At 70.0% G+C, this 24,161-nt stretch carries 25 protein-coding genes; 10 read left to right on the top strand and 15 right to left on the bottom strand.

The genetic code is table 11. From position 1 onward, the window contains the following. Positions 1 to 103: 103 nt before the first annotated feature. Positions 104 to 1,651, bottom strand: coding sequence for an ABC transporter substrate-binding protein (locus ABZ267_RS00125; RefSeq protein WP_356754882.1), 1,548 nt, complete (start codon positions 1,649 to 1,651; stop codon positions 104 to 106). A gap of 316 nt (positions 1,652 to 1,967) precedes the next feature. Here ABZ267_RS00125 and ABZ267_RS00120 point away from each other — a divergent pair, with 316 nt between their 5' ends. Then, on the top strand, positions 1,968 to 2,282 hold the full coding sequence (locus ABZ267_RS00120) for a hypothetical protein (RefSeq protein WP_356754884.1): 315 nt from the start codon (positions 1,968 to 1,970) through the stop codon (positions 2,280 to 2,282). Here the strand turns inward: ABZ267_RS00120 and ABZ267_RS00115 are convergent. Continuing rightward, positions 2,258 to 4,996, bottom strand: a complete 2,739-nt coding sequence (locus tag ABZ267_RS00115) for a LuxR C-terminal-related transcriptional regulator (protein WP_356754885.1) — start codon at positions 4,994 to 4,996, stop codon at positions 2,258 to 2,260. The two genes, ABZ267_RS00120 and ABZ267_RS00115, sit on opposite strands and share 25 nt — an antisense overlap. Positions 4,997 to 5,807: 811 nt before the next feature. Here ABZ267_RS00115 and ABZ267_RS00110 point away from each other — a divergent pair. Beyond that, positions 5,808 to 7,256, top strand: a complete 1,449-nt coding sequence (locus tag ABZ267_RS00110) for a S8 family peptidase (protein WP_356754887.1) — start codon at positions 5,808 to 5,810, stop codon at positions 7,254 to 7,256. 54 nt (positions 7,257 to 7,310) lie between these two features. After that, the gene (locus ABZ267_RS00105; protein WP_356754889.1) at positions 7,311 to 8,537 is read left to right on the top strand and encodes a S1 family peptidase; all 1,227 of its coding nucleotides are present in this window, start codon (positions 7,311 to 7,313) and stop codon (positions 8,535 to 8,537) included. 115 nt (positions 8,538 to 8,652) lie between these two features. Here ABZ267_RS00105 and ABZ267_RS00100 read toward each other — a convergent pair whose 3' ends face one another. Then, positions 8,653 to 9,072: an ATP-binding protein gene (locus ABZ267_RS00100; RefSeq protein WP_356754891.1), complete on the bottom strand. Its 420-nt coding sequence runs from the start codon at positions 9,070 to 9,072 to the stop codon at positions 8,653 to 8,655. Positions 9,073 to 9,210: 138 nt separating this feature from the next. Between ABZ267_RS00100 and ABZ267_RS00095 the strand changes: the two genes are divergently transcribed. The 5 genes from ABZ267_RS00095 (at position 9,211) to ABZ267_RS00075 (ending at position 12,704) form a co-directional block, all read left to right on the top strand. Continuing rightward, positions 9,211 to 10,053 (top strand): helix-turn-helix transcriptional regulator, encoded by an 843-nt coding sequence (locus ABZ267_RS00095; RefSeq protein WP_356754893.1) that lies wholly within the window; start codon positions 9,211 to 9,213, stop codon positions 10,051 to 10,053. Then, positions 10,050 to 10,241, top strand: coding sequence for a DUF397 domain-containing protein (locus ABZ267_RS00090; RefSeq protein WP_356754895.1), 192 nt, complete (start codon positions 10,050 to 10,052; stop codon positions 10,239 to 10,241). Before ABZ267_RS00095 ends, ABZ267_RS00090 begins: the two co-directional genes overlap by 4 nt. A 136-nt stretch (positions 10,242 to 10,377) precedes the next feature. Then, entirely contained in the window at positions 10,378 to 10,629 is a 252-nt protein-coding gene (locus ABZ267_RS00085) for a hypothetical protein (protein ID WP_356754897.1), read from the top strand. 90 nt (positions 10,630 to 10,719) lie between these two features. Beyond that, positions 10,720 to 11,715 (top strand): type I pantothenate kinase, encoded by a 996-nt coding sequence (coaA, locus tag ABZ267_RS00080; RefSeq protein ID WP_356754899.1) that lies wholly within the window; start codon positions 10,720 to 10,722, stop codon positions 11,713 to 11,715. A 23-nt stretch (positions 11,716 to 11,738) separates the two neighbouring features. Next, a complete protein-coding gene (locus ABZ267_RS00075) occupies positions 11,739 to 12,704 on the top strand; it encodes a DUF389 domain-containing protein (RefSeq protein WP_356754901.1) in 966 nt (321 codons plus the stop codon). Positions 12,705 to 12,722: 18 nt separating this feature from the next. Here ABZ267_RS00075 and glmM read toward each other — a convergent pair whose 3' ends face one another. The 4 genes from glmM to ABZ267_RS00055 form a co-directional block, all read right to left on the bottom strand. After that, a complete protein-coding gene (gene glmM, locus ABZ267_RS00070; protein ID WP_356754903.1) occupies positions 12,723 to 14,081 on the bottom strand; it encodes a phosphoglucosamine mutase in 1,359 nt (452 codons plus the stop codon). A gap of 244 nt (positions 14,082 to 14,325) precedes the next feature. Continuing rightward, on the bottom strand, positions 14,326 to 14,853 hold the full coding sequence (gene rpsI / locus ABZ267_RS00065; protein ID WP_010058767.1) for a 30S ribosomal protein S9: 528 nt from the start codon (positions 14,851 to 14,853) through the stop codon (positions 14,326 to 14,328). Between the two features lie 44 nt (positions 14,854 to 14,897). Further along, on the bottom strand, positions 14,898 to 15,341 hold the full coding sequence (gene rplM / locus ABZ267_RS00060; protein WP_003966932.1) for a 50S ribosomal protein L13: 444 nt from the start codon (positions 15,339 to 15,341) through the stop codon (positions 14,898 to 14,900). Positions 15,342 to 15,569: 228 nt separating this feature from the next. Further along, positions 15,570 to 17,189: an ATP-binding cassette domain-containing protein gene (locus ABZ267_RS00055; protein ID WP_356754905.1), complete on the bottom strand. Its 1,620-nt coding sequence runs from the start codon at positions 17,187 to 17,189 to the stop codon at positions 15,570 to 15,572. Between the two features lie 90 nt (positions 17,190 to 17,279). On the opposite strand from ABZ267_RS00055, the gene ABZ267_RS00050 reads away from it, so the two are divergent. Next, positions 17,280 to 18,143 (top strand): hypothetical protein, encoded by an 864-nt coding sequence (locus tag ABZ267_RS00050; protein WP_356754907.1) that lies wholly within the window; start codon positions 17,280 to 17,282, stop codon positions 18,141 to 18,143. Positions 18,144 to 18,199: 56 nt separating this feature from the next. Continuing rightward, on the top strand, positions 18,200 to 18,544 hold the full coding sequence (locus tag ABZ267_RS00045) for a hypothetical protein (protein WP_356754909.1): 345 nt from the start codon (positions 18,200 to 18,202) through the stop codon (positions 18,542 to 18,544). A 12-nt stretch (positions 18,545 to 18,556) separates the two neighbouring features. On the opposite strand, the gene truA is transcribed toward ABZ267_RS00045, so the two are convergent. The 8 genes from truA to map all read right to left on the bottom strand — a co-directional run bounded on the left by truA (position 18,557) and on the right by map (position 23,920). After that, entirely contained in the window at positions 18,557 to 19,414 is an 858-nt protein-coding gene (gene truA / locus ABZ267_RS00040) for a tRNA pseudouridine(38-40) synthase TruA (protein WP_356754911.1), read from the bottom strand. A gap of 90 nt (positions 19,415 to 19,504) precedes the next feature. Further along, positions 19,505 to 20,023 carry a 50S ribosomal protein L17 gene (gene rplQ / locus ABZ267_RS00035; RefSeq protein WP_356754913.1) on the bottom strand — a complete coding sequence of 173 codons (519 nt, stop codon included), beginning with the start codon at positions 20,021 to 20,023 and terminating at the stop codon, positions 19,505 to 19,507. A 177-nt stretch (positions 20,024 to 20,200) separates the two neighbouring features. Continuing rightward, positions 20,201 to 21,223: a DNA-directed RNA polymerase subunit alpha gene (locus ABZ267_RS00030; protein WP_003966937.1), complete on the bottom strand. Its 1,023-nt coding sequence runs from the start codon at positions 21,221 to 21,223 to the stop codon at positions 20,201 to 20,203. A gap of 137 nt (positions 21,224 to 21,360) precedes the next feature. Beyond that, positions 21,361 to 21,765, bottom strand: coding sequence for a 30S ribosomal protein S11 (rpsK, locus tag ABZ267_RS00025; protein ID WP_003956432.1), 405 nt, complete (start codon positions 21,763 to 21,765; stop codon positions 21,361 to 21,363). Between the two features lie 104 nt (positions 21,766 to 21,869). After that, the gene (gene rpsM / locus ABZ267_RS00020; protein WP_356754915.1) at positions 21,870 to 22,250 is read right to left on the bottom strand and encodes a 30S ribosomal protein S13; all 381 of its coding nucleotides are present in this window, start codon (positions 22,248 to 22,250) and stop codon (positions 21,870 to 21,872) included. Positions 22,251 to 22,445: 195 nt separating this feature from the next. Further along, a complete protein-coding gene (gene rpmJ / locus ABZ267_RS00015; protein WP_003956441.1) occupies positions 22,446 to 22,559 on the bottom strand; it encodes a 50S ribosomal protein L36 in 114 nt (37 codons plus the stop codon). Between the two features lie 60 nt (positions 22,560 to 22,619). Continuing rightward, positions 22,620 to 22,841 carry a translation initiation factor IF-1 gene (infA, locus tag ABZ267_RS00010; RefSeq protein WP_003956442.1) on the bottom strand — a complete coding sequence of 74 codons (222 nt, stop codon included), beginning with the start codon at positions 22,839 to 22,841 and terminating at the stop codon, positions 22,620 to 22,622. 242 nt (positions 22,842 to 23,083) lie between these two features. Continuing rightward, positions 23,084 to 23,920 (bottom strand): type I methionyl aminopeptidase, encoded by an 837-nt coding sequence (map, locus tag ABZ267_RS00005; RefSeq protein ID WP_356754917.1) that lies wholly within the window; start codon positions 23,918 to 23,920, stop codon positions 23,084 to 23,086. Between the last annotated feature and the right edge of the window lie 241 nt (positions 23,921 to 24,161).

Raw genomic sequence — 24,161 nt, 5'->3', positions numbered from 1 at the left:
CGCGGCCGACCACGTCGCGGTCCACCACGTCGCGGCCGCCCGCGTCCCGGTCCACCGGGTCGCGGCAGTCACGATCCGGTGAGAACCGCCGACACGCCTCGGCTCAGAGCCAACGCAGCTCCCACAGGCGCCAGACGGCGTCCTCGGCCAGGCGATGTCCGCCCAGGACGGCCGAGCGCGTCACCACTTGGCGCTGCCGGTGCCAGACGGGGATCAGCGGAGCGTCCTTCGCGATGGTGTCCTGAATCGCGCGGAACTGCTTCACGGCCCGGCCGCGATCGGTGAACCGCTGCGTGTCCCTGATGACGTGGTCGACCTCGGCCGACGCGTAGCCGTTGTCGAGAACGTTCCCGGTCCCCACCAGCGGCTGGACGAACGTGTCCGCGTCCGGGAAGTCCGGCACCCATTGGAAGAGGTGGATGTCGAAATCGCCTTTCCGGCTGCGCTTCTGGTACGTGGTGAAGTCGCGTTCCTCGATCAGCTCGACCCGGAAGAGTCCGCCTTTCTCGAACTGCCGCTGGAGTTCGCCCGCCTCGATGGCGGCGGTACCGGCCTGGTGGCCCAGTCTGATGCGTACCGGTGTGGTGATACCGGCGGATCGCAGAAGCTGCTCCGCATACGCGAGGTCCGCCTCCGGATACCGGTCGAAGAACGCCGTGCTGTGTCCGGCGACGCCTTGCGGGACGAGTGAATACAGCGGCGTCACCGTGTGCTTGAAAACCTCGCCCGCCAGCTGTCCGCGGTCGATGAGTGCGGCGACGGCTCTGCGTACCGCGACGTTCCGTAACGGCCTCCGCGAGGAGTTCATGTTCAGGACGAGATAGTGCGCCTCGGCGCTGTTTCCGACGGAGAGGCGTACGTCGGTGTCGCCGGGGTCGATTCCCGCGAGGGTGGCGGCCGGAAGTCCCGCGTGGGCGATGTCGACCGTCCTGGCGTTCCACGCCGCTTCGACGTCCTGCGGAGTCTCGAAGTAGCGGACCTGGATAGCGACACCCTTCGCGGTCACCGCTCCCTTGTACGCGGTGTTCGGTTCGAGGGTGAGGGATTCCTCCTCCTTGTAGGACGACAGGAGGTAGGGACCCGAGCCCGAGGCGCTCTTCTCCTCCCGCAGCCGGTCCGCCGGGAACTCCGCCGGGTCGACGATGGAACCCGCTCCGGTGGCGATCTTCGACGGCCAGGTGGCGTCGGCGGTCGCGAGATGGAACGTCACGAGAGATCCCTGAGCCTCCACGGAGTCCAGGTTCGCGAACAAGGGCGCCGGTCCCAGCGGGTCGCGGATACGCAGAATGCGGTCGAACGAGCGCTTCACCGCGCTTGCCGTGAGCGGGTTTCCGTTGGAGAAGTGGAGATCGTCACGCATTTCGCATTGATACGTGGTGAGCGCGGATCCGACGAAGGTGCACGACTCGGCCGCGTCGGGTTTCGGTACCGTTGAGCCCGGTTCGAAGGCGAGCAGGCCCTGATAGATGTTGTTGTACACCGCCCAGGACCCGTTGTCGTAGACACCGGCGGGGTCGAGGCTCGTCAGATGGCTCGACGTACCGATGACGATCGGTTCTTCCTTAGCCGGCTCGGTCTGCGGCAGCTGACAGCCACCGGCGAAGAGAAGAGCGAAAGACCCGGCTGCTATTCCGGGACGGATGAGTTTCATGAACGCGCTCGTGCTTCCTTGGTCCATGGGCAGAGCAATGGGGGTGCTGTGCCACGGTGGCTGGAACGTAAGGGCAGCGCGTGGGGGTTGCCATCCGTAGGCCGGAATCACGGATACGGCACTACGGAATCTCCGCACGGCTCGGCCCGTACTCGGCCCGTACCCGCTCTGTTCTCGGCCCGTTCCCGGCCCGTTCCGACACCGGTCCCAGCCGTGGGCCGCCGAGATACGTATAGGTGATCGGCCCGCTCCGGATATTCAGGACCGGAGGCACTTCTTACGTTGGTCATGACCGCGATCCCGAGGAGATGGCGCCATGACCAAGGTCTACTTCCAGGTCAATGTCCCCACCCGGAACTCCGTCCAGCCCGAGCGGTGCGGCCTGCACGTCTTCACCGGGGCCGCCGAAACCGAGGCGGAGGCCCTTCGCATCGCGCGCGAGACCTGTGACGCGGCGGTGGTCGCCCGCGCGGCGGGCTCCGCGATCCCGCGACGGCGGCCGGACGGCTGGGGAGCGCGCGGAGTGCGTTCCGGCTGGGTGCTCGACTGGGCGGGCGCCACCGTCGCCGTCTGGGAGCACGACAGGACGTTCTGGACCTTCCGGGATCAGGGAGTCGGGCCCAGGCGGTGAGCGAGGTCGCGGCGGGAGAGCGCACCGGTCTTGCGCATCGCGCCGGCGATGTGCTGCTCCACGGTCCGCGGCGAGAGGTGCAGGGTCGTGGCGATCTCCCGGTTGGTCAGGCCGGAGACGGCCAGCTGCGCCACCTCCTCCTCCCGCGGCGACAGCTGGTCGGCATGGGAAGGACGGCCGGGGGGCCGTCCCTTCCTGGCCGGCTGCCGCGTCCGCAGCAGAGCCCTGGCCCGCGCGGCATCCCAGACGGCGCCCAGATCGGTGAAGCGCTGAGCACAGGCCTCCAGCTCGGCGAGCGCCGAGAGGATCGCGGCGTCATCGGAGGCCGGGACCGGTCCCGAAGACCCCTCCCCGTCCGCCGCGAGCACGCACCGTGCCGCGCCCTCCGCCGTCAGCGCCCGCGAGTACGGGCGCGGCAGCTCGCCGTACGCCGTCGCGGCCTCCTCGTACAGCTCGGCGGCCTCCAGCAGGCCGCTCCCGCGCTCCTCGGCCGGTGCCTCCGTCTCGGCGAGGACGGCCCGGCTCCAGGTCAGCGCGGCCCTGGCGGCGGGTGCGTCGCGTCGGCCGAGGCCCTGGGAGAAGTTGCGGACCATGGTGTGGGCCGCCGTTCCGTCGCCCGCGCGCGCCACGGCCTCCACGGCCCACGGCGCGAGTTCCGCGGCCCACGGCCATACTCCTTTGCCGGCCACCACCTTCCAGGCGGCCCGCGCGTGTTCCGCCGCGGCGGCCACCTCCTGCCGGGCCAGGGCCAGGCGGATCACGGCGCCGGCCGCCGCCGCGCCCAAGGGCACCGGCAGCTTCTCCGTGCCGAACGTCCCCTGCTGGGACAGCCAGGACCGCGCCTCTCCCCAGTCCCCCTGCGCGAGCGCGAGCAGGCCGCGTACGACATAGGCGTCGGAGGCGATGAACGGCATGTCGGCGGTGGCGGCGACGAAGTCCTCGCACCGCTTGTCCAGGCCCAGCCACCGGCCGGTCCACCACTCCTGGAGCAGCCGCGTCCCGAGCGCGCTGTGCTCGGTGTACGGCGCTCCGCTCCGCGCCGACAGGTCGCGTCCCTCGGCCAGCAGGTCGGCGCCGCGCTCGTAGAAACCGAGCCAGACCGCGGAGTCCGCGCCGTTGCACAGACCGCGCGCCGCCTGCCGGGCGCACGCCGGGTCGGTGCTCTTCACGGGCAGCTTCTCCACCAGCTCCCACGCGTCGGGGTCGGCGCAACTCATCGCGAGCCCCACGTGGTTGGCGAGCACCGCCGTACGCATCGGCTCGTCCCCGCTGTCGTCCGCGGCGACCACCGCCTTGATCAGCCACTCCCGGTGGACGTCCACGGAGACGCCCGGCCAGTACGGCGTGACCAGGGCCGCCATGGCGCGTGCGGCCAGGACGGAGCGGACCTCGCGCAGTTCACCGGCGGCGACCTCCAGGACCTGCCATCCCTCGTGCGACCGGCCCATCTGGTTGCACAGCATCAGGCCCAGGTCGAGCCGGAGCTCTCCGCGTACGGCCGGCGGGAGCGCCGCGTCCTGCACGATCTGCGCGAGCACCTCCACGGTCTGGTCCGAGCGCAGTCCGGTCACGGCGGTACGGGCCAGCAGCGGTGCCAGCCGGGCGCGGGCCTGCGGAGGAAGGCCGGGCAGGGCCAGCGTCCGCTCCAGGAGCGCGATCGCCTGCTCGTGCCGGCCGGAGGCCTCCGCCGCCTCCGCCGCCCTCTCCACCGCTCTGAGCCACCTGTGGCCCTCACCGGCCGCCCGGTGGTGCTCGGCCACGGCGGCCCAGGCCACCGGCTGCCTCCGGCTGAGCACGTCGGCCGCCCGCCGGTGCAGGTCCTGGCGTACGGGACCGGGCACGGTGGCCCGTACCGCTGACGCGGCCAGCGGGACCGCGAAGCCGTAGCGGCCCTCGGCCGGCTCCGCCAGGGCCGCGCTCTCCAGGGCCCGCAGGAGTGCGCCGCCTCCGGTCTCGGCTCCGAGGCCCGACACCGCGATCAGCTCGTCACGGCCGGCGGGCCCGTCGAGGACGGCGGCCGCCCAGACCACCGGCCGGTGCTCCGGCGCCACGGCGTGCGCGCGGCTCACCACCAGCTCCGCCAGCCGGGTCGGCACACCGGCCGCGTCGACCTCGGCGGCCGTGCCGGTGAAGGCCGGCCACTGCTCCCGGACCATGGCCAGCAGGTCCACGACGACCCGAGGCACACCACCGGTGCGCTCATGGAGCCTGGTCACGGCCTCGTCCGTACAGCGGTCCTCGCCCAGCGCCTCCACGGCGGCCCGGCGGACGCGCTCCTCGTCCCAGAGCGCCAGCCGGTTCCTCAGGACGGTCAGGCCGTTCGGATACGCCAGCGGCGGGCCGCCCAGCGGGAGGCCGGGCACCGGGAGCTCCTCGGGACGGTAGGTCACCGCGGCCGCCGAGCCCGGCGCCAGCTCCTCCAGCACCCGGCGCAGCCGCCGCAGCTCGTCCTCGTCCGCCCGGTGGACGTCGTCCACCAGCCACAGGGTCGCCTCGCGCCGGTGCCCGTCCTCCTCCGGCGGCCCGCCGTCGGCTCCGCACCGCCACCACAGGCGGGCCAGGTCCGGCGGGCCCGGCAGGTCGGCCAGCTCCTGGAGCAGGTGGCTCTTGCCCTCGCCGGCGGCGCCTTCGACGAACATCAGCACCGGCTCGGCATTCCGGGTGGGCAGCGCCCGTACGAAGGACCGCAGGGCCGAACCACAGGTCGTGATCACGTTGCCACCCTCGCCACGAGATTGCTTTCCTGGCTCCTGGAGAAACAAGTAGATCACTTGTCCTCGATGATCAACAGTGGACCGGACACGGTCGGTGAGAGGCCGTCGCCATCGCCTTCGGACGGCGTCCCGGCAGGTGAACGCACAGGTGCGCGGAAGAGCTCTCGGCGCTACGGCGTGCAGCGGAGCACGCTCGGCCGACTGCTCGAAACGCAGGGCGCAATGCCTTCCGGCCGGGACTGCCGAAAGCGGCGCGCACAGCTCGTTCCGCACACCCGTGCCCGGGCCGGCCGCCCGGGACCACGCAGGTGTCGCGCATCCCGCTCGCACGTTCCGCACGTCCGGTCGGCCGCGGTCCGAACGTACGCCTCCCGCGCACCCGCCAACATCCGGAACGCCGGTCCACGGATACGTAATCAACTCTCACCGCTCACACGCGGTACGGCAGTTGTCACGGCGCTCACCGTTATCGGGCTCTTCGCGGATTCGTTCCTTCTCTCCACGCCGACGCTGACGGGCCCGGCGCGAACCGGAATACGGGACGGTGAACGGCCGGTGAATTAAATAAGGGTCCGTATACGCGGCACCCGGATGGTCATCGCGGTGGCGGGTTCATAGGTTTCCCTCCATCGACCGATCACTCACACCCCACAGTGATCAGCCGCATCTCGACAGGCTCCCGTCCCACCGGGATCCCGAGAGCTGAGCATGCGCGTGCCCTGACTCCGCACCCACGCATGCGCCACCCCCCCTGTTTGTCATGACCCGTTCGAGCTGCTTCACCTGCTCGGACGGATCGAAAGGAACCGACGTGCACGGTCTTACCCCCCTCCGAATATCCGTCGCGCTCGCCACCGTCGCCGCTGTCATGGGCACCGGCGTCGCCTTCGCCGGCAGCTCCTCCGACACCGCCCGCCCCACCCAGGCCTCCGCTCCGGCGGCCGCCGACACCACCGCGCTCACCCAGCGGTTCATCGTCGGCTACAAGTCCCAGGCGGAAGAGGCCAGATCGAACGCGGCGATCGTGAAGGACGCCAAGGCCAAGGGCGAACGGGCCGGCGAGCGCCTCTCCTTCGAACGCCGCCTGGGAACGGGCGCCGCCCTCGTGGACCTGCCCGACGCCGACCGGCCCGAGGACACCCAGGAGGCCATGGCGGCCTTCCGGTCCGACCCGGACGTCGCCTATGTCGTCCCCGACCACCGGGTCTTCCCCACCGCGGTCGACCCCGCCGAGTACCGCTACCAGTGGGACCTGTACGAGTCCCAGGCCGGCATGAACGTTCCTTCGGCCTGGAAGCAGGCCACCGGCAAGGGCGTCACCGTGGCGGTCATCGACACCGGCATCACCAAGCACACCGAGCTGGGCTCCAGGCTGGTGCCGGGATACGACTTCATCTCCAACTCCTGGACGGCCACGGACGGCGGCGGCCGCGACAGCGACCCGTCCGACACCGGCGACTGGGCCAACCGCGGCGAGTGCGGCAAGGACCGGAACGGCAACCCGGTACCGGCCCGCGACACCGACAACTCCTGGCACGGCACCCATGTCGCCGGCACCATCGCGGCCACCGCCAACGGCTACGGCACGGTCGACGTGGCCCACGAGGCGAACATCCAGCCGATCCGCGTCCTCGGCAAGTGCGGCGGATCGACCTCCGACATCATCGACGCCATCACCTGGGCGTCCGGCGGAACGGTCTCCGGAGCGCCCGCCAACAAGAACCCCGCCGCGGTCATCAACATGAGCCTCGGCGGCGGGTTCACCTGCGACCAGGCGTACAACACCGCCATCAAGGCCGCCGTGGACCGCGGAACCTCCGTCGTCGTGGCCGCCGGCAACGACAACGCCGACGCCTCCGCCTACAGCCCGGCCGGCTGCGGAAACGTCATCGCCGTCGCCGCGTCCGACCGCGAAGGCAACCGCGCCGCCTACTCCAACTACGGCAGGACCGTCGACGTCACCGCACCCGGCGGCGAGACCGCCGTCCGTGCCGACGACGGCATCTGGTCCACGATCAACAAGGGCACCCGCTCGCTCGGCAGCGAAGGCTACGCCTCCTACCAGGGCACCAGCATGGCCACACCGCACATCGCCGGACTGGCCGCGCTGCTGAAGCAGACGAGCCCGTCCCTCACGCCCGCGCAGATCGAAACGGCGATCAAGAACAACACGCGCAGCCTGTCCGGCTCCTGCTCCGGCGGCTGCGGCGCCGGCCTCGCCGACGCGGCCAGGACCCTCACCGCCGTCACCGGCAACTGACCCGGTCCTGAGCACGCCCGCACGGCACGGCACCGCACCCCTCAAGGAGTAGACGTGAACAAGTTCAGCAGGACACTGTCGATCGGCGCGATAGCCGGAGCGGTCGCTCTGACCGGAGGCATGGCGGCCGCCTCACAGCCCGCCACCACCGATCCGACGCCCGCACCGACCGCCCGTACACAGCCCACCGGCATGGTGAAGGCGCTCGCCGACTCGCTCGGCGTGTCCGTCGCGGAGGCTGAGCGGAAGCTCGACCGCCAGGAGGCCCAGCAGAAGACCCTGGAGCGCCTCGGCGCCTCCGGAGTGCCCACCGGGAGCGCGTACTTCGACGCCAAAGGCACGCTCACGGTCGATGTCACCACCACACGGCAGGCCGCCGACGTGAAGGCGGCCGGACTCGCCGCCCGCATCCCGGCCCGCGCGCCGTCGGCGCTCGACCGGATCAAGGCGGAACTCGACCGGCTCGCCGAGAGGAAGCTCCCGGCCGGCGTGGAGTCGTGGCACGTCGACCCGGCCGGCAACAAGGTCGTCGTCACCGTCCGCGACACGGACGACGCCACCAGCCGGGCCTTCGTCGCCACCGCACGCGCCCACGGCCCGGCCGTCACCGTGGAGACCACCACAGACGACGCTCCGCAGGCCACCGCCGCCGTCGCGCCCGGCAGCAAGATGAACATCAACACCTCGGACGTGAACGGCGGTTACTGCTCCGTCGGCTTCGGCGCCCGGGACCAGCAGGGCCGGCAGTACCTGGCCACCGCCGGCCACTGCGTCAAGGGCCTGGACACGCTGTACTTCAACGGTTCGCAGTTCGCCAAGGGGACCAGGACCCGCTTCGCGCACGGCTACGACAGCGTCGACATGGGTGTCGCGGCCATCAGCTCCGGCAACTCCGTCACCACCTCCGTCGGCGGCTGGCGCGTCGTGGCGGACACTCCGGTCAAGGGGAGCCAGCGGGCCGCCGTCGGCTCGACGGTCTGCAAGTCCGGCGCGACCACCGGGTGGACCTGCGGCACCATCAGCAGCTACAACCACTCGGTCACCTACACCGACCCGGGCCAGCCGCAGACCCTGGTCAAGGGCCTGGCCAAGTCCACCGTCTGCATCCACAAGGGCGACAGCGGCGGCGCCTGGATCACCAACCAGGGCCAGGCCCAAGGTGTGACCTCCGGCTCCAGCAACACCAGCTGCGACGGCCGCTTCGGCAGCGGCGCCAGCTGGATGCAGCCGCTGGACGACCTGCTCCGCTACTACGGCCTGACGCTGAACACCGCCTCCTGACCGACCGCACCACGCGGCGAGCCCTACGAGAACGGCGGCCATCCGACCCCCCGTCGGGTGGCCGCCGTCCCGCGCCCGGGCCGATGACACGGCCCGCTCCACCGGGTCGCGGCCGTCACGATCCGGTGAGCGCCACCTCCGCCCAGACCGTCTTACGCGGAAACGGGCCGTGCTCGGTGCCCCACCGCACCGACAGCGCCTCCACGAGCAGCAGCCCGCGCCCGCTCTCGCAGGTGGCATCGGGGTCCTGCTTCTCCGGGACGCTCTCGCCGCGGGTGTCCGCGACCTCGATCCGCAGCACGTCGTCGTACACGCTCAGCACGATCCGGAAGTCCCGCCCCGGGACATACCCGTGCAGCGCCGCGTTGGTGGCCAGCTCGCCGATGACGAGGCTCGCGTCCTCCAGCGGCAGGCCCCAGGAGCGCAGCTGCTCGGTCGCCAGCAGCCGGGCCAGCCGGGCGCCACGACGGGTGGCGGACAGCTGGACGGCGAACTGTCCGGTGCGCGACCTCGGTTGGGTGATTTTCTGGTTCATGTCACTCAGCGTGGCCGCGCGTACCTACTCTGAGAAGTATTGGCACGGGTACGGACTGTCACTGTCCCTGGTGTGTACAGCCCTGTCCCGTTCGTACGGCGTCCGCGCGCGGACGCACGGGTGGAAGCGGGTCGGCGGATGGCTGACGGAAACGAAGAGGACCAGGAGTTCGGCCTGGAGGACGACTCGGGCGCGGTCATCGCGGCGGTCGGCCGGCAGATCAAGCTCTGGCGCGAGGGCGCCGGGCTGCGCGCCGCCGAGCTGGGCACGGCGATCGGGTACAGCGAGAACCTGGTCTTCAAGGTCGAGGGCGGCCGGCGCATCCCGAAGCCGGAGTTCCTGGACCGGACGGACGACGTCGTGGGCGCGGGCGGCAAGATCTCCGCGATGAAGAAGGACGTGGAGGAAGCCCGGTATCCGAGGAAGGTCCGCGACCTGGCGAAGCTGGAGGCGGACTCGATCGAGATCGGCGCTTACGCGGGCGAGGTGATTCACGGGCTGCTCCAGACCGAGGAGTACGCGCGCGCTCTGTACGCGCAGCGTCGGCCCGCGTACGCGGAGGACGACATCGAGCGCCTGGTGGCATCCCGGATGGCCCGGCAGGTGGTCTTCGACCGGCGGCCCGCGCCCCTGCTGACCTTCGTACAGGAAGAGGCGACCCTCCGGAGGCGGATCGGGGGCAGAATGGTCCTGCGCCGCCAGCTCGAACACCTGCTTGACCTGAGCCAGTTGAGGCATGTAGAGGTCCAGGTCATGCCGATGGAGGCGGAGGAGCACGCAGGTCTGGGCGGTTCGCACGAGGTGATTAAGCTCAAGGACGGAAAGGCCGTTGGGCACAACGAGGTCCAGCTCATCAGTGGGCTGATCAGTGATCCGAGGCAGGTGCAGATCCTGGAGATGCGCTACAACCTGATCCGATCGCAGGCCCTCACGCCCCGGCTGTCGCGGGAATTCATCGAGAAACTGCTGGGAGAGACATGAGCACCACTGAGCTGACCTGGTTCAAGAGCAGCTACAGCACCAACGACGGCCCCCAGTGCGTGGAGGTCGCCACCGCCCCCACCACCGTCCACGTACGCGACTCGAAGCAGCTCCCCGGCCACGGCCCGCACCTCGGCTTCGGGCCCGCCGCCTGGACCGACTTCGTCACGTACGCCTCGGAGGGCTGAGCAGACCCGGCCGTCTCGTCCGTTTCCCCGCCTCCGCCGTCCTCGGGAGGCGATGCTCGCTCCCGGCGGTGGTACGACCGCGTTCCGTGACCGGGAGGCAGAGGATGTACGGGAACGATGTCGTCAGCATGTACCCGTGGGAGACGGACGAGCCGGCCGAGACGCGCGGCGGGCAGCCGGGCGTGGTGACGACAAGCCGGCCGACCACGAGCCGTTGGCCGCCCTGCGCGCGGTCAACATCGTTCAGCGGCTCACCCGGATCTACGCGAGCTGCGCGGCCCTGGACGTCCAGCGGGACAGCACGCTGCTGGCAGCCTCCGGGGCCGCTCTCGGGTGCAGTACCGCCGAGGTGGAGAGCCGGCTACGGAAGTACACCGGCCGCTTCTGACCGGGCCCGCGTCCGCCGTACGGAGACGGCCCGACACCCACGTGACCGACCCCACCCCCCACTCCGTTAAAACTCCCGCAACAATGAAGGGTGATCACTTCGCCCGCACGGAGCCCGCAGCGCCGCACCGAGCATGCGCCGACCCCTTACGTCGACCTCTCGCGCGACGAGTGGAGCGCCCTGCGGGACAAGACCCCGCTGCCGCTGACCGCCGACGAGGTGGAGCGGCTGCGCGGGCTCGGCGATGTCATCGACCTGGACGAGGTACGGGACGTCTACCTGCCGCTCTCCAGGCTCCTCAACCTGTACGTCCAGGCCACCTCCCAGCTGCGCGGCGCGCTGAACACCTTCCTCGGGGACGCCGGGAACGGGCACGGGGCGCAGCGCGGTACGCCGTTCGTCATAGGCGTCGCGGGCAGTGTCGCCGTCGGCAAGTCCACCAGCGCCCGTATCCTCCAGGCGCTGCTGGCCCGCTGGCCGGAGCATCCGCGCGTCGAGCTGGTGACCACGGACGGGTTCCTGCTGCCGATGAAGGAGCTGCGGGCGCGCGGGCTGACCTCACGCAAAGGGTTTCCGGAGTCGTACGACCGGCGGGCGCTGACCCGGTTCGTGGCGGACATCAAGGCGGGCAAGGACGAGGTGACCGCGCCCGTCTACTCGCACCTGATCTACGACATCGTGCCCGGTGAGCGCCTCACCGTCCGCCGCCCGGACATCCTCATCGTGGAAGGACTCAACGTCCTCCAGCCCGCGCTGCCCGGCAGCGACGGCCGGACCAGGGTCGGGCTCGCCGACTACTTCGACTTCAGCGTGTACGTGGACGCGCGCGCCGAGGACATCGAGACCTGGTACCTGAGCCGCTTCCGCAAGCTGCGCGACACGGCGTTCCAGGACCCGTCCTCGTACTTCCGCAAGTACACCCAGGTCTCCGAGGAGGAGGCGCTGGACTACGCGCGCACGATGTGGCGGACCATCAACAAGCCGAATCTGCTGGAGAACGTGGCGCCGACGCGCGGCCGTGCCACTCTGGTCCTGCGCAAGGGTCCGGACCACAAGGTCCAGAAGCTGTCCCTGCGCAAACTCTGACACTTCCGGGGAAGGCGTGCCGCGTGCTGCATCTGCGTCTCATCGTGCCTGCCGCGACCACCGACGAGGTCGTCACCCTGCTGGAGTCCACCGTCGGCACCGCCCACCTCGTGGTCCTGCCCGGCGCGGCCCGCTCCCCGGCCGGGGACGTGGTGATGTGCGACGTGGCGCGCGAGGCCGGGGACGAGCTGATCGGGAAGCTCAGGCGCCTCGGTCTGGAGAAGTCCGGGGCGATCACCATGGAGAACATGGAGCTGACCCTGTCCGACCACGCGGACCGGGCGGAGCACGAGGCGCCGGGCGACGGCGCGGACGCGGTGCTGTGGGAGGAGCTGACGGAGGCGACGCACGAGGAGTCGACGTTCTCGATCACCTACGTCTCCTTCCTCGCCCTGGCGACCATGCTCGCCGCCTGCGGCGTGATGCTCGACAACGCGGTGCTGATCGTGGGCGCGATGGCGGTCGGCCCGGAGTTCGGCCCGCTGGCCGGCATCTCCACGGCCCTGGTGCAGCGCGCGCCTCGGCTGGTGGCGCGTTCGCTGTGGGCGCTGATCGGCGGCTTCGCGCTGGCGATGGTCGTCACCGCGGGGTTCGCCTGGCTGCTGGACGCGGCCGGGCTGTTCGAGAAGTCGATGATCGAGGCGGAGCGGCCGATCACCGGGTTCATCTGGCAGCCGGACTGGATGTCGTTCGTCGTGGCGTTCCTGGCTGGCATCGCCGGGACGCTCTCGCTCACCTCGGCGAAGTCCGGGGCCCTGATCGGCGTGGCGATCTCCGTGACCACGGTCCCGGCCGCCGCCAACGCGGCCGTCGCGTTCAGCTACTCCGACTACGAGCAGACCGTCGGCTCCGGACAGCAGCTGCTCGCCAACCTCGGCGGGATCATCCTCGCCGGCACGCTGACGCTGCTGCTGGAGAAGGCGCTGTGGCGGGCCCGGCGCGCGCGGAAGCCCCCGGCGAGCACACCGGGGGCTTCCGTACGTCTGTGAGCCAGGGGCCTGTGCGGCTCAGCCCAGCGCGGACTTCACCACATCGGCCAGCCGGCCCGCGACCGCGCGCGCCTGCTCGATGTCGGCGGCCTCGACCATGACCCGTACCAGCGGCTCCGTACCCGACTGGCGCAGCAGTACGCGGCCGGTGGAGCCGAGCTCGTGCTCCGCCTCGGCCACCGCCGTGGCCAGCTCGGAGGAGGTGGTGACCCGGGACTTGTCGACGTCCGGGACGTTGATGAGGACCTGCGGCATCCGCTCCATGACGCCGGCCAGCTCGGCGAGGCTCCGGCCGGTGGCGGCGACCCGGGCCGCCAGCATCAGGCCGGTCAGCGTGCCGTCGCCGGTGGTGGCGTGGTCCAGGACGATGACGTGGCCGGACTGCTCGCCGCCGAGCGCGAAGCCCTCGGCCTTCATCGACTCCAGGACGTAACGGTCGCCGACCGCCGTCTGGACGAGCTGGATGCCTTCGCGCTCCATGGCGATCTTGAAGCCGAGGTTCGACATCACGGTGCCGACGACGGTGTCCTTGCGCAGCTGTCCGGCCTCCCGCATGGCGAGGGCCAGGACGGCGAGGATCTGGTCGCCGTCGACCTCCTCGCCGGCCGCGTCCACGGCGAGGCAGCGGTCGGCGTCGCCGTCGTGCGCGATGCCGAGGTCGGCGCCGTTCTCGACGACGGCGGTGCGCAGCAGCTCCAGGTGGGTGGAGCCGCAGCCGTCGTTGATGTTCAGGCCGTCCGGCGCCGCGCCGATGGTGACGACCTCGGCCCCGGCCCGGGCGAAGGCCTCGGGCGAGACCCGGGCGGCGGCACCGTGCGCCTCGTCCAGGACGACCTTCAGCCCGTCGAGCCGGTTCGGGAGGACGCCGATGAGGTGGGCGACGTAACGGTCGAAGCCCTCCGTGTAGTCGGTGACCCGGCCGACGCCCGCGCCGGTCGGCCGGCTCCACGGCTCGCCGGTGCGGTGCTGCTCGTAGACCGTCTCGATCCGGTCCTCCAGCTCGTCGGCGAGCTTGTGGCCGCCGCGCGCGAAGAACTTGATGCCGTTGTCGGGCATGGCGTTGTGGCTGGCGGAGAGCATCACGCCGATGTCGGCGCCGAGCGCGCCGGTGAGGTACGCCACGGCCGGCGTCGGCAGCACGCCGACGCGCAGGACGTCCACGCCGGCGCTGGCCAGACCGGCCACGACGGCGGCTTCCAGGAACTCTCCGGAGGCCCGGGGATCGCGGCCGACCACGGCGGTCGGGCGATGGCCCTCGAAGGTGCCCACCTCGGCGAGTACGTGCGCCGCCGCGACCGAGAGCCCGAGCGCGAGCTCGGCCGTCAGATCCGCGTTGGCGACACCGCGCACTCCGTCCGTACCGAAGAGTTGTCCCACTGGTGTCCTCCGAAGTGCTCAGAAACCGCAAAAAACAAAGCAAAGCGAAACTAAACAACCACAACTACAAGAACAGTAAAACGGCCGGGCAGGCGGTATGACACGGCTCATGCAGGAGAGGTACGCGCGTGCGAGCCGATGAACGTCTCATGCTGTTATACGCCTGCTAAGCCCGATAAACGAACGCCCCAGCAGCACGGAGTGCGCCGCCGGGGCGTTCGAGTAATGCGGAAGAGCAGGCGATTTAGCGCTTGCTGTACTGCGGGGCCTTACGGGCCTTCTTGAGACCGGCCTTCTTGCGCTCGACCGCACGGTCGTCGCGGGAGAGGAAGCCGGCCTTCTTCAGCGTGGCGCGGTTGTTGTCCACGTCCGCCTCGTTCAGCGCGCGGGCCACGCCGAGGCGCAGGGCGCCGGCCTGACCGGAGACGCCGCCACCCGAGATGCGGGCGATGACGTCGTAGCGGCCGTCGAGCTCGAGCACCTTGAAGGGCTCGTTGACTTCCTGCTGGTGCACCTTGTTGGGGAAGTAGTCCTCAAGGGTGCGACCGTTGATCTTCCACTTGCCGGTGCCCGGAACGATCCGGACACGGGCGATGGCGTTCTTGCGACGGCCAAGGCCGGCGGCGGGCTGCGGGTCGCCGAAGCGGCCGGCGAGCGACTCGGAGGTGTACTCACCCTCGACGGGGACCTCCGACTCGAAGGTGGTCACCTCGGCGAAGGTCTCCTCGCCCTCGGTGCCCTCGACGGGGTTCTCAACAGTGGTCTCGGCCACGATGCTCCTCAGATCTTTCTGTATGTCTTAGGGGGTGGCCGGAACTACTGCGCGACCTGGGTGATCTCGAACGGGACCGGCTGCTGAGCAGCGTGCGGGTGCTGGTCGCCCGCGTAGACCTTGAGCTTCGAGAGCATCTGACGGCCCAGGGTGTTCTTGGGGATCATGCCCTTGATGGCCTTCTCGACGGCCTTCTCGGGGTTCTTCGCGAGCAGCTCGTCGTAGCGCACCGAACGGAGACCGCCCGGGAAGCCCGAGTGGCGGTACGCCATCTTCTGGGTCTTCTTGTTGCCGGACAGGTGCACCTTGTCGGCGTTGATGATGATGACGAAGTCGCCCATGTCCATGTGGGGGGCGTAGATCGCCTTGTGCTTACCCCGGAGGAGGTTCGCAGCCGTGGTGGCCAGACGCCCCAGGACGATGTCCTGAGCGTCGATGATGTGCCACTGGCGAGTGACATCGCCGGGCTTGGGGCTGTACGTACGCACTTCGTAGCCTTCGCTTCTTAGTGGATGAGGTCCAGACAACACATGGCACCCCTGAAGCGATCATGCAGCTGGGGCTGACACTGCCGGGACACCGCCCGTATGCAAGCCACTGGTAACTGCTCCAGAGAACCTACGTAAGGGCTTCTCGTACGGAGACGACGAAGCCGATACGCATAACAAACCTCGACACTACCCGCCACGCCCCGGACGGGTCAAAACGCACCCCTCCTACCGGGCCCGCTGAACCCGCCGCTCATCCCACACCGGCTCCGAGGTCTCCCGTACGACCCCGTCCGACCCGAACACCAGATACCGGTCGAACGACTTCGCGAACCACCGGTCATGCGTGACGGCCATCACCGTCCCGTCGTACACCTCGAGCCCGTCCTGCAGCGCCTCCGCCGACTCCAGGTCCAGGTTGTCCGTCGGCTCGTCCAGCAGCAGCGCCGTCGTACCGGCCAGCTCCAGCAGCAGGATCTGGAACCGCGCCTGCTGCCCGCCGGACAACCGCTCGAACGCCTGGTCGCCCTGCCGCTCCAGCTCGTACCGCCGCAGCACACCCATCGCTCCGCCGCGGTCCCTGGCGTGCTCGGACCAGAGGATCTCCACCAGCGTCTTGCCGAGCAGCTCCGGATGCGCGTGGGTCTGCGCGAAGTGGCCCGGCACGACCCGCGCCCCGAGCTTCCACTCCCCCGTGTGCGCCACCGGCTCGCCCGCCAGCAGCCGCAGGAAGTGCGACTTGCCGGACCCGTTGGAGCCGAGGACCGCGACGCGCTCCCCGTAGTAGATCTCCAGGTCGAACGGTTTCATCAGCCCGGTCAGCTCCAGGCCCTTGCAGGTCACCGCCCGCACGCCGGTCCGGCCGCCGCGCAGCCGCATCCGGATGTCCTGCTCGCGCGGCGGCTCCGGCGGCGGTCCGGCCTCCTCGAACTTCTTGAAGCGGGTCTGCATCGCGTGGTAGCGGTTGGCCATGTCCGGGCTGTTCGCCGCCTGCTGCCGCATCCGCAGGACGAGCGCCTTCAGCCGGGCGTGCTCCTCCTGCCAGCGCCGCAGCAGCTCCTCGAACCGAGCGAACCGCTCCTTGCGGGCATCGTGGTACGTGGCGAAGCCGCCGCCGTGCACCCACACATCGCTGCCGGCCGCGCTCGGCTCGACGCTGACGATCTTCTCGGCGGCGCGGGAGAGCAGCTCGCGGTCGTGGGAGACGAAGAGGACCGTCTTACGGGTCTCCTTCAGCTTCTCCTCCAGCCACCGCTTGCCCGGCACGTCCAGATAGTTGTCCGGCTCGTCCAGCAGCAGCACCTCGTCGGGCCCGCGCAGCAGCGCCTCCAGCACCAGCCGCTTCTGCTCACCGCCGCTGAGCGTGCGCACCTCGCGCCACTGCGCCTTCTCGTACGGGACACCGAGCGCCGCCATCGTGCACATGTCCCAGACCGTCTCGGCCTCGTACCCGCGCGCCTCGGCCCAGTCGCTGAGCGCCTGCGCGTACGCCATCTGCGCGGCCTCGTCGTCGACGGTGAGGATCTTCTCCTCGGCCACGTCGACCGCCTTCGCCGCTTCCCGGATGCGCGGCTGCGACACCGACACCAGCAGGTCCCGTACGGTCCGTTCGTCCCGCACCGAGCCCACGAACTGCGGCATCACACCGAGCCCGCCGCTCACCGACACCGTGCCGCCGTGCGGCTGGAGCTCGCCGGCGAGCAGCCGCAGCAGAGTCGTCTTGCCCGCTCCGTTCGCACCGACGAGGGCGACGACGGCGCCGTCGGCCACCCGGAACGAGGCGTCGCCGAGCAGCACCCGCCCGTCCGGTAGGTAGTACTCCAGGTGGCCCGCTTCAAGATGTCCCATACAGAGCATTGTCACGGGCCGCGAAGCCATGGCCCAACCGGTTTACCCAGGCGGCGCTTCCGGTCGAACAGCACCCTCTAGGATTCGCGCATGAGTTCATGGCAAGGGGGGCCCTCCTGGGGGCCGGGGGACAACGGGACTCCGGGGGACAGCGGGACTCCGGACTGGGCCGCGCTCGCCGACGCGTCCGCCGCACGGACCCGCCGCAAACGGTGGCTGATGATCGGCGGCGGGATACTGGCCACCGGCCTGGTCGGAGCGATCGTGGCGACCGCCGTGGTCACCACGAGCGGCACGAGCGATCCGGCCGGCAGCGCGAGCGAACTGCCGGCACCGGCCGACCTGCCCGAGGACACCTCGGCGCCCGCGCCCTCCTTCTCCTCGGTGGCACCGCCGCCTCCGCCGGACCCGAAGGACTACATAACGAGCGCCGGCAAGGACAAGGCGCCGATCACCGTCGACGGCTTCTTCCCCGGCACGAAGCTCGCCATGGGTGACCGCGTCCACACCAAGGGCGCCACCGGCCGCACCACCGAGTGCGCGACCGGCACGCAGGGCGCACTCGGCTCGATTCTCACGGAGAACGGCTGCGAGCAGCTGATCCGCGCGACGTACACCAAGGACGGAGTGGCCGTCACCGTCGGGATCGCGGTCTTCGACACCGAGGCCCGCGCGAAGAAGACGGTCGACGAGACCTCCGGCGGCCTCGCCTCCCTCAGCGGCGCGGGCGTCTCCACGTTCTGCCGCGGCGGTACGGTCTGCCGCCGCACGACCAACTCCTACGGCCGGTACGCCTACTTCACCGTCGGCGGCTTCACCGACGGCACCAGCGTCACCGCGCAGGACAGAGACGTCTTCGCGGTCGGCGACGACCTGACGAACTTCGTCTTCCGCCAGATCCACCAGCGCGGCCGGGTCCAGGCGTCACAGGCGGTGGCGGAACCGGCGCAGTAGGGGTCGCTCCCGGGGCCGGTGCGCAACACGTATAACTGAACATGTTCAATAAGGTCATGAACGCTCTCGGCCTCCGCACCGGACCCCGCCTCATCGCCGCCGGCTACATCGGCCTGGTCACGGCCGCCGCCCTGGCCTACGAGATCGCCGGGCGGCCGGAGTCCGCCGAGCCGGCGATGACCCTCGCCGCCTGGCCGGGCAGCATCCTGCTGCTGCTCTTCGTGCTGTACCCGCTGGCCCTGCTCCTCGGTGACGACCCGGCGACCGAGGAGGCCGGGTTCAGCCTCCTCAACCCGCTGCTCCAGGGCGCCGGCGCGGTGGTCAACGTCCTGGCCCTGTGGGCCGTCATCGCTTTCGCGCGTCACTTCGCGGCCGAGTGGAGCCGCAGCCGCAGCAGTTGACCGCCACCGGCCTCAGCAGCACCCGGCCGACCCCGGCAACGTCCTGACGTTCCGGGCCTCTTCGGCACGCATGGCCAGCAACTCGTCCGCCGGATAGGCCACTTCCTCCAGCGTCAGCCCGTGCGGCCGCACCACGTGCACGCCGGGGTCGCGCACCTTCGCGGCGAGCACCTCGGCGGGCCAGGAGGCCGGACGGCGGCCGTCACCGACGAACAACGCCGCACCGATCAGCGCGCGGACCATGTTGTGGCAGAAGGCGTCCGCCTGCACGGTCGCGGCGAGGACTCCGGACTCCTCGTCCCGTACCCAACTCAGCTTCTGCAGGGTCCGGATGGTCGTCGCGCCCTCGCGCTTCTTGCAGTACGCGGCGAAGTCGTGCTCGCCGACCATCAGCGCGGCAGCCTCGTTCATCGCGTCCAGGTCCAACGGCCGGTCGTGCCACAGCACATGACCGCGCGTCAGCGGATCGACGCCGCCGGGCCGGTCGCCGACCCGGTAGGCGTAACGCCTCCAGAGCGCGGAGAAGCGGGCGTTGAACCCGGCCGGTGCCGGCGCCGCACGCCAGATCCGTACGTCCAGCGGGAGCCGTCCCGCCAGCCGTCGCAGCAGCTTCTCCTCGTGCTCGGCCCACACCGCCTGAGGCAGGTCCACATGCGCCACCTGGCCGCGCGCGTGCACGCCGGCGTCCGTGCGGCCCGCCACCGTCAGGTCGTACGTCACCGGCGACCGGGTCACGGTCCGCAGCGCGTCCTCGATCTCGCCCTGCACCGTGCGCCGGCTGGTCTGCTTCGCCCAGCCGGAGAAGTCCTTGCCGTCGTACGACAGGTCCAGCCGCACCCGTACGAACCCGGGCCCCGCCTCGTCACTCACCTGCACATCTCCTCGCTCACCCTGCTCAGCGAAACGGGCCCGCACCGCCCCGAAGGGTGATGCGGGCCCGTCCCGTGGTCCTCAGAACGCTCAGGCGTCCTTCGACTCCTCGTCGGCCTTCTCGACCGGCTTGGCGTCCTCGACGGTCTCCTCGGAGGACTCGGCCTTGGCCTCGTCCTTCTTGGCGGCGTCTTCCTTGACCGCGCGCTTCGTGGCGGCCTCGGCCTCACCGGTGGCCTGCTGGGCCACGGTCAGCGCCTCGACCAGCTCGATGACGGCCATCGGGGCGTTGTCGCCACGACGGTTGCCGATCTTGGTGATACGCGTGTAACCACCGGGGCGGTTCTCGTACCGGGGAGCGATCTCGGTGAAGAGCGTGTGGACGACGCTCTTGTCCGTGATCGTCTGCAGCACCAGGCGACGGTTGTGGATGTCGCCCTTCTTCGCCTTGGTGACGAGGCGCTCGGCGACCGGACGCAGGCGGCGGGCCTTGGCCTCGGTCGTCGTGATGCGGCCGTGCTCGAACAGCGACTTCGCCAGGTTGGCGAGGAGCAGACGCTCGTGCGCGGCGCTGCCGCCCAGACGGGCACCCTTTGCGGGACGCGGCATGGTGATTCTCCTTGTGTGCTGCACCGGCCGTATCAGGTACCGGTGTCAGTTCCCGTAAGGCGGACGCCTCACGGAAGTCGTAGCTGCCGGACATCAAGCCCGCCCGGCGTTTGAGGACAAAGCCTCAGCCCCGGCCCGGGGCACCCGCAAAACCGGGCACCCCAGCCGGGAGGCGACTCAGTACTGCTCGGTCTCCACGAAACCCGCGTCCGCGTCGTCGTCGGCGCCGAAGGCGTCCGCCGCGGCGGTCGGGTCGAAGCCGGGAGGCGAGTCCTTGAGCGCGAGGCCCATACCGGCCAGCTTCGCCTTGACCTCGTCGATCGACTTCGCACCGAAGTTGCGGATGTCGAGCAGGTCCGCCTCGGAACGGGCCACGAGCTCACCCACGGAGTGGATGCCCTCGCGCTTGAGGCAGTTGTACGAACGGACCGTGAGCTCCAGCTCCTCGATCGGCAGCGCCAGATCGGCGGCGAGAGCGGCGTCCGTCGGGGACGGGCCCATGTCGATGCCCTCGGCGTCGATGTTGAGCTCGCGCGCCAGACCGAACAGCTCGACCAGGGTCTTACCGGCCGACGCCATGGCGTCACGGGGACGCATGGCCTGCTTGGTCTCGACGTCGACGATGAGCTTGTCGAAGTCGGTGCGCTGCTCGACACGGGTCGCCTCGACCTTGTACGTGACCTTGAGCACCGGCGAGTAGATGGAGTCGACCGGGATGCGGCCGATCTCCTGGCCGACCTGCTTGTTCTGGACGGCGGAGACGTAGCCGCGACCGCGCTCGACGGTCAGCTCCATCTCCAGCTTGCCCTTGCCGTTCAGCGTGGCGAGAACGAGGTCGGGGTTGTGCACCTCGACACCGGCCGGAGGCGCGATGTCGGCGGCGGTGACCAGACCCGGACCCTGCTTGCGCAGGTACATCACGACCGGCTCGTCGTGCTCCGAGGAGACGACCAGCTGCTTGATGTTGAGGATGAGGTCGGTGACGTCCTCCTTGACGCCCGGCACGGTGGTGAACTCGTGCAGGACACCGTCGATCCGGATGCTGGTGACAGCGGCACCGGGGATCGAGGAGAGGAGCGTACGGCGGAGGGAGTTGCCGAGGGTGTAACCGAAGCCCGGCTCGAGCGGCTCGATCACGAACCGGGAGCGGAACTCGTCGACGACCTCTTCGGTCAGCGACGGACGCTGAGCGATAAGCATGCGGTGATCCTTCAGTCGTGGGCACCCACTATTTGATGCCCGACAGATGTAACAAGGGTACGGGCGGTACGCCTCCGAGGAGGTGTACCGCCCGGGCCCGGCGCTACTGACGCACGGCCGTCACCGGCCGTAGCGGGTCAGACGCGGCGACGCTTCGGCGGACGGCAGCCGTTGTGCGGCGTCGGGGTGACGTCCTGGATCGAGCCGACCTCGAGGCCGGTGGCCTGGAGGGAGCGGATCGCGGTCTCACGGCCGGAGCCGGGACCCTTGACGAAGACGTCGACCTTGCGCATGCCGTGCTCCTGCGCGCGGCGGGCGGCCGACTCGGCGGCCATCTGCGCGGCGAAGGGGGTGGACTTGCGCGAGCCCTTGAAGCCGACGTGGCCGGCGGAGGCCCAGGAGATCACGTTGCCCGAGGGGTCCGTGATCGAGACGATGGTGTTGTTGAACGTGCTCTTGATGTGCGCGTGGCCGTGAGCGACGTTCTTCTTTTCCTTGCGACGCACCTTCTTGGCTGCGCCCTGACGACCCTTGGGGGGCATGTCTTGACTCCAGATGGAGAGGGGAGGTGATCGGTCCTACAGCGAAGACCGCTGGTTGCTGCGGGTTCCGGAGAACCGGAGGTCCGCAGTGCGTCCGCTGAGGACTACTTCTTGCCCGGCTTCTTCTTACCGGCGATGGCGCGACGCGGGCCCTTGCGGGTACGCGCGTTCGTGCTGGTGCGCTGACCGTGGACCGGCAGACCGCGGCGGTGACGAATGCCCTGGTAGCAGCCGATCTCGATCTTGCGGCGGATGTCGCCCTGGACCTCGCGACGGAGGTCACCCTCGGTGCGCAGGTTGGCGTCCACGTACTCGCGGATCTTGACCAGGTCCTCTTCGGCCAGGTCACGAACGCGGGCGTTGGGGTTCACGCCGGTGGTGGCGAGGATCTCCTTGGACCGGGTGCGCCCGATACCGAAGACGTAGGTGAGGGCAACCTCCACGCGCTTTTCGCGCGGGATGTCAACACCTGAAACGCGTGCCATTCAATGGCTCCAGTTGTTAGTTCGGGGGTCTTCCACAGTGCCGCTCCCGACCGCCGACCACTCACGAGGAGTGGTGGTACGTCCGGGTCCCCGGCCCCCGCCGGAGGTGTCGTCAGCCGTGGCTTGGACGGGCCCTGCGTATGTACGTGCTTACGTGCGTCGCGCGAAGAACTGCGAGATGCAGGGGGTCGTGCGTCAGCCCTGGCGCTGCTTGTGGCGCAGGTTGTCGCAGATGACCATGACCCGACCGTGACGGCGGATCACCTTGCACTTGTCGCAGATCTTCTTGACGCTCGGCTTGACCTTCATGGGATGTCAGGTTCTCCGGGTCAGTGCCATCACCGCGCCGAAACGGGGTGCGGGCAAGATCTACTTGTAGCGGTAGACGATCCGGCCACGCGTCAGGTCGTACGGAGAGAGCTCCACCACGACCCGGTCATCCGGGAGGATACGGATGTAGTGCATCCGCATCTTGCCGCTGATGTGCGCCAGGACCTTGTGACCGTTCTGGAGCTCCACCTTGAACATTGCGTTCGGGAGGGACTCGATCACGGTGCCCTCAATCTCGATGGCACCTTGCTTCTTGGCCACGCTTCGCCTTTCGAATCGGCTACCTTGATCGGCTCCTGCGATCCTCTGTCCTACCTGCGGACATACGGATGCACCGGAGCCGACGAGTCAGTCTACGTCAGCGGACTCCAAAAGACGAATCCGTCAAGTTTGCCCACTGCCGGTGATCCTTAGACCGGCCGGAAGGGTCTCATCACCCCAGAGGGTCCGGGGGCACCTCACAGCTTCGGGCCGCTGCGCCGGGCTCCGCCCGCCGGACGGTGTCAGCCCAACGGGTCGGGCGCGGCCTCGATCCCGTACGCCGCCAGCTTCGCCTTGCCGCAGTCCGGAGCGGTCAGGACCAGCGGGCCCTGCTCGGTCAGCGCGATGGAGTGCTCCCAGTGCGAGGACCAGGTGCCGTCCGTCGTGATGACCGTCCAGTCGTCGGCGAGGGTCTCCGTACGCGCCGTGCCGAGCGAGACCATGGGCTCGATCGCCAGGCAGACGCCCGGGACCAGCTTGATGCCCTTGCCGCGCTTACGGGAGACGTAGTTCAGCAGGTGCGGGTCCATGTGCATCTCGGAGCCGATGCCGTGGCCGCCGAAGTCCTCGATGATCCCGTACTTGCCGGTGGCCGGACGGGGCTGGCGGCGGATGTACGTCTCGATCGCCCGGGAGATGTCGACGAGGCGGTTGTTCGCCTTCATCGCGGCGATCCCGGCCCACATCGACTCCTCGGTCACCCGCGAGAGCTCGACCAGCTCCGGCGCGTGACCGGTGCCCACGAAGGCGGTGTACGCGGCGTCGCCGTGCCAGCCGTCCACGATGGCGCCGGCGTCGATCGAGATGATGTCGCCGTCCTTGAGGACCGTCTTCTCGTCCGGGATGCCGTGGACGACGACCTCGTTGACCGAGGTGCAGATGGTCGCGGGGAACCCGCCGTAACCGAGGAAGTTCGACTTGGCGCCGTGGTCGGCGATCACCTTGCGGGCGACCTGGTCCAGGTCCTGCGTGGTGGCGCCGGGCACGGCCGCCTCACGGGTGGCCGCGTGAATGGCAGCGACCACCAGCCCCGCCTCGCGCATCTTCGCGATCTGCTCGGGGGTCTTGATCTGCACCATTGCTCGGCGCCTCTCTGCATCTACGGGTGACGGGTGACGGTCCCGCCGCGGTCCCTTCAACGATACGGGCGCAGACAGTCGGCCGCGGCGCCCTGGGGCGCCGCGGCCCCTCCCTCACGGGGGGGTAGGGGGGGGGGGAGTGCTGGGGGGGGGGGGGATGCTCACCACGCAGCCGAACCCGCCGCCCCCCGCGCACGCCCGCCCCGGTGACGCCTCCGCCTCTCCGTCACCGAGCCTGAAC

This window comes from Streptomyces sp. NPDC006174, assembly GCF_040614075.1.
GTDB lineage: Bacteria > Actinomycetota > Actinomycetes > Streptomycetales > Streptomycetaceae > Streptomyces.
This window is presented reverse-complemented; position numbering and strand designations above follow the sequence as displayed.

Bases quoted from the DNA above. Each gene is read 5' to 3' on its own strand.
- ABZ267_RS00125 (WP_356754882.1), bottom strand. From the start codon at position 1,651: ATGAAACTCATCCGTCCCGGAATAGCAGCCGGGTCTTTCGCTCTTCTC.
- ABZ267_RS00120 (WP_356754884.1), top strand. From the start codon at position 1,968: ATGACCAAGGTCTACTTCCAGGTCAATGTCCCCACCCGGAACTCCGTC.
- ABZ267_RS00100 (WP_356754891.1), bottom strand. From the start codon at position 9,072: ATGAACCAGAAAATCACCCAACCGAGGTCGCGCACCGGACAGTTCGCC.
- ABZ267_RS00095 (WP_356754893.1), top strand. From the start codon at position 9,211: ATGGCTGACGGAAACGAAGAGGACCAGGAGTTCGGCCTGGAGGACGAC.
- ABZ267_RS00090 (WP_356754895.1), top strand. From the start codon at position 10,050: ATGAGCACCACTGAGCTGACCTGGTTCAAGAGCAGCTACAGCACCAAC.
- ABZ267_RS00055 (WP_356754905.1), bottom strand. From the start codon at position 17,189: ATGGGACATCTTGAAGCGGGCCACCTGGAGTACTACCTACCGGACGGG.
- ABZ267_RS00050 (WP_356754907.1), top strand. From the start codon at position 17,280: ATGAGTTCATGGCAAGGGGGGCCCTCCTGGGGGCCGGGGGACAACGGG.
- ABZ267_RS00045 (WP_356754909.1), top strand. From the start codon at position 18,200: ATGAACGCTCTCGGCCTCCGCACCGGACCCCGCCTCATCGCCGCCGGC.
- rplQ (WP_356754913.1), bottom strand. From the start codon at position 20,023: ATGCCGCGTCCCGCAAAGGGTGCCCGTCTGGGCGGCAGCGCCGCGCAC.
- ABZ267_RS00030 (WP_003966937.1), bottom strand. From the start codon at position 21,223: ATGCTTATCGCTCAGCGTCCGTCGCTGACCGAAGAGGTCGTCGACGAG.
- rpsK (WP_003956432.1), bottom strand. From the start codon at position 21,765: ATGCCCCCCAAGGGTCGTCAGGGCGCAGCCAAGAAGGTGCGTCGCAAG.
- rpsM (WP_356754915.1), bottom strand. From the start codon at position 22,250: ATGGCACGCGTTTCAGGTGTTGACATCCCGCGCGAAAAGCGCGTGGAG.
- rpmJ (WP_003956441.1), bottom strand. From the start codon at position 22,559: ATGAAGGTCAAGCCGAGCGTCAAGAAGATCTGCGACAAGTGCAAGGTG.
- map (WP_356754917.1), bottom strand. From the start codon at position 23,920: ATGGTGCAGATCAAGACCCCCGAGCAGATCGCGAAGATGCGCGAGGCG.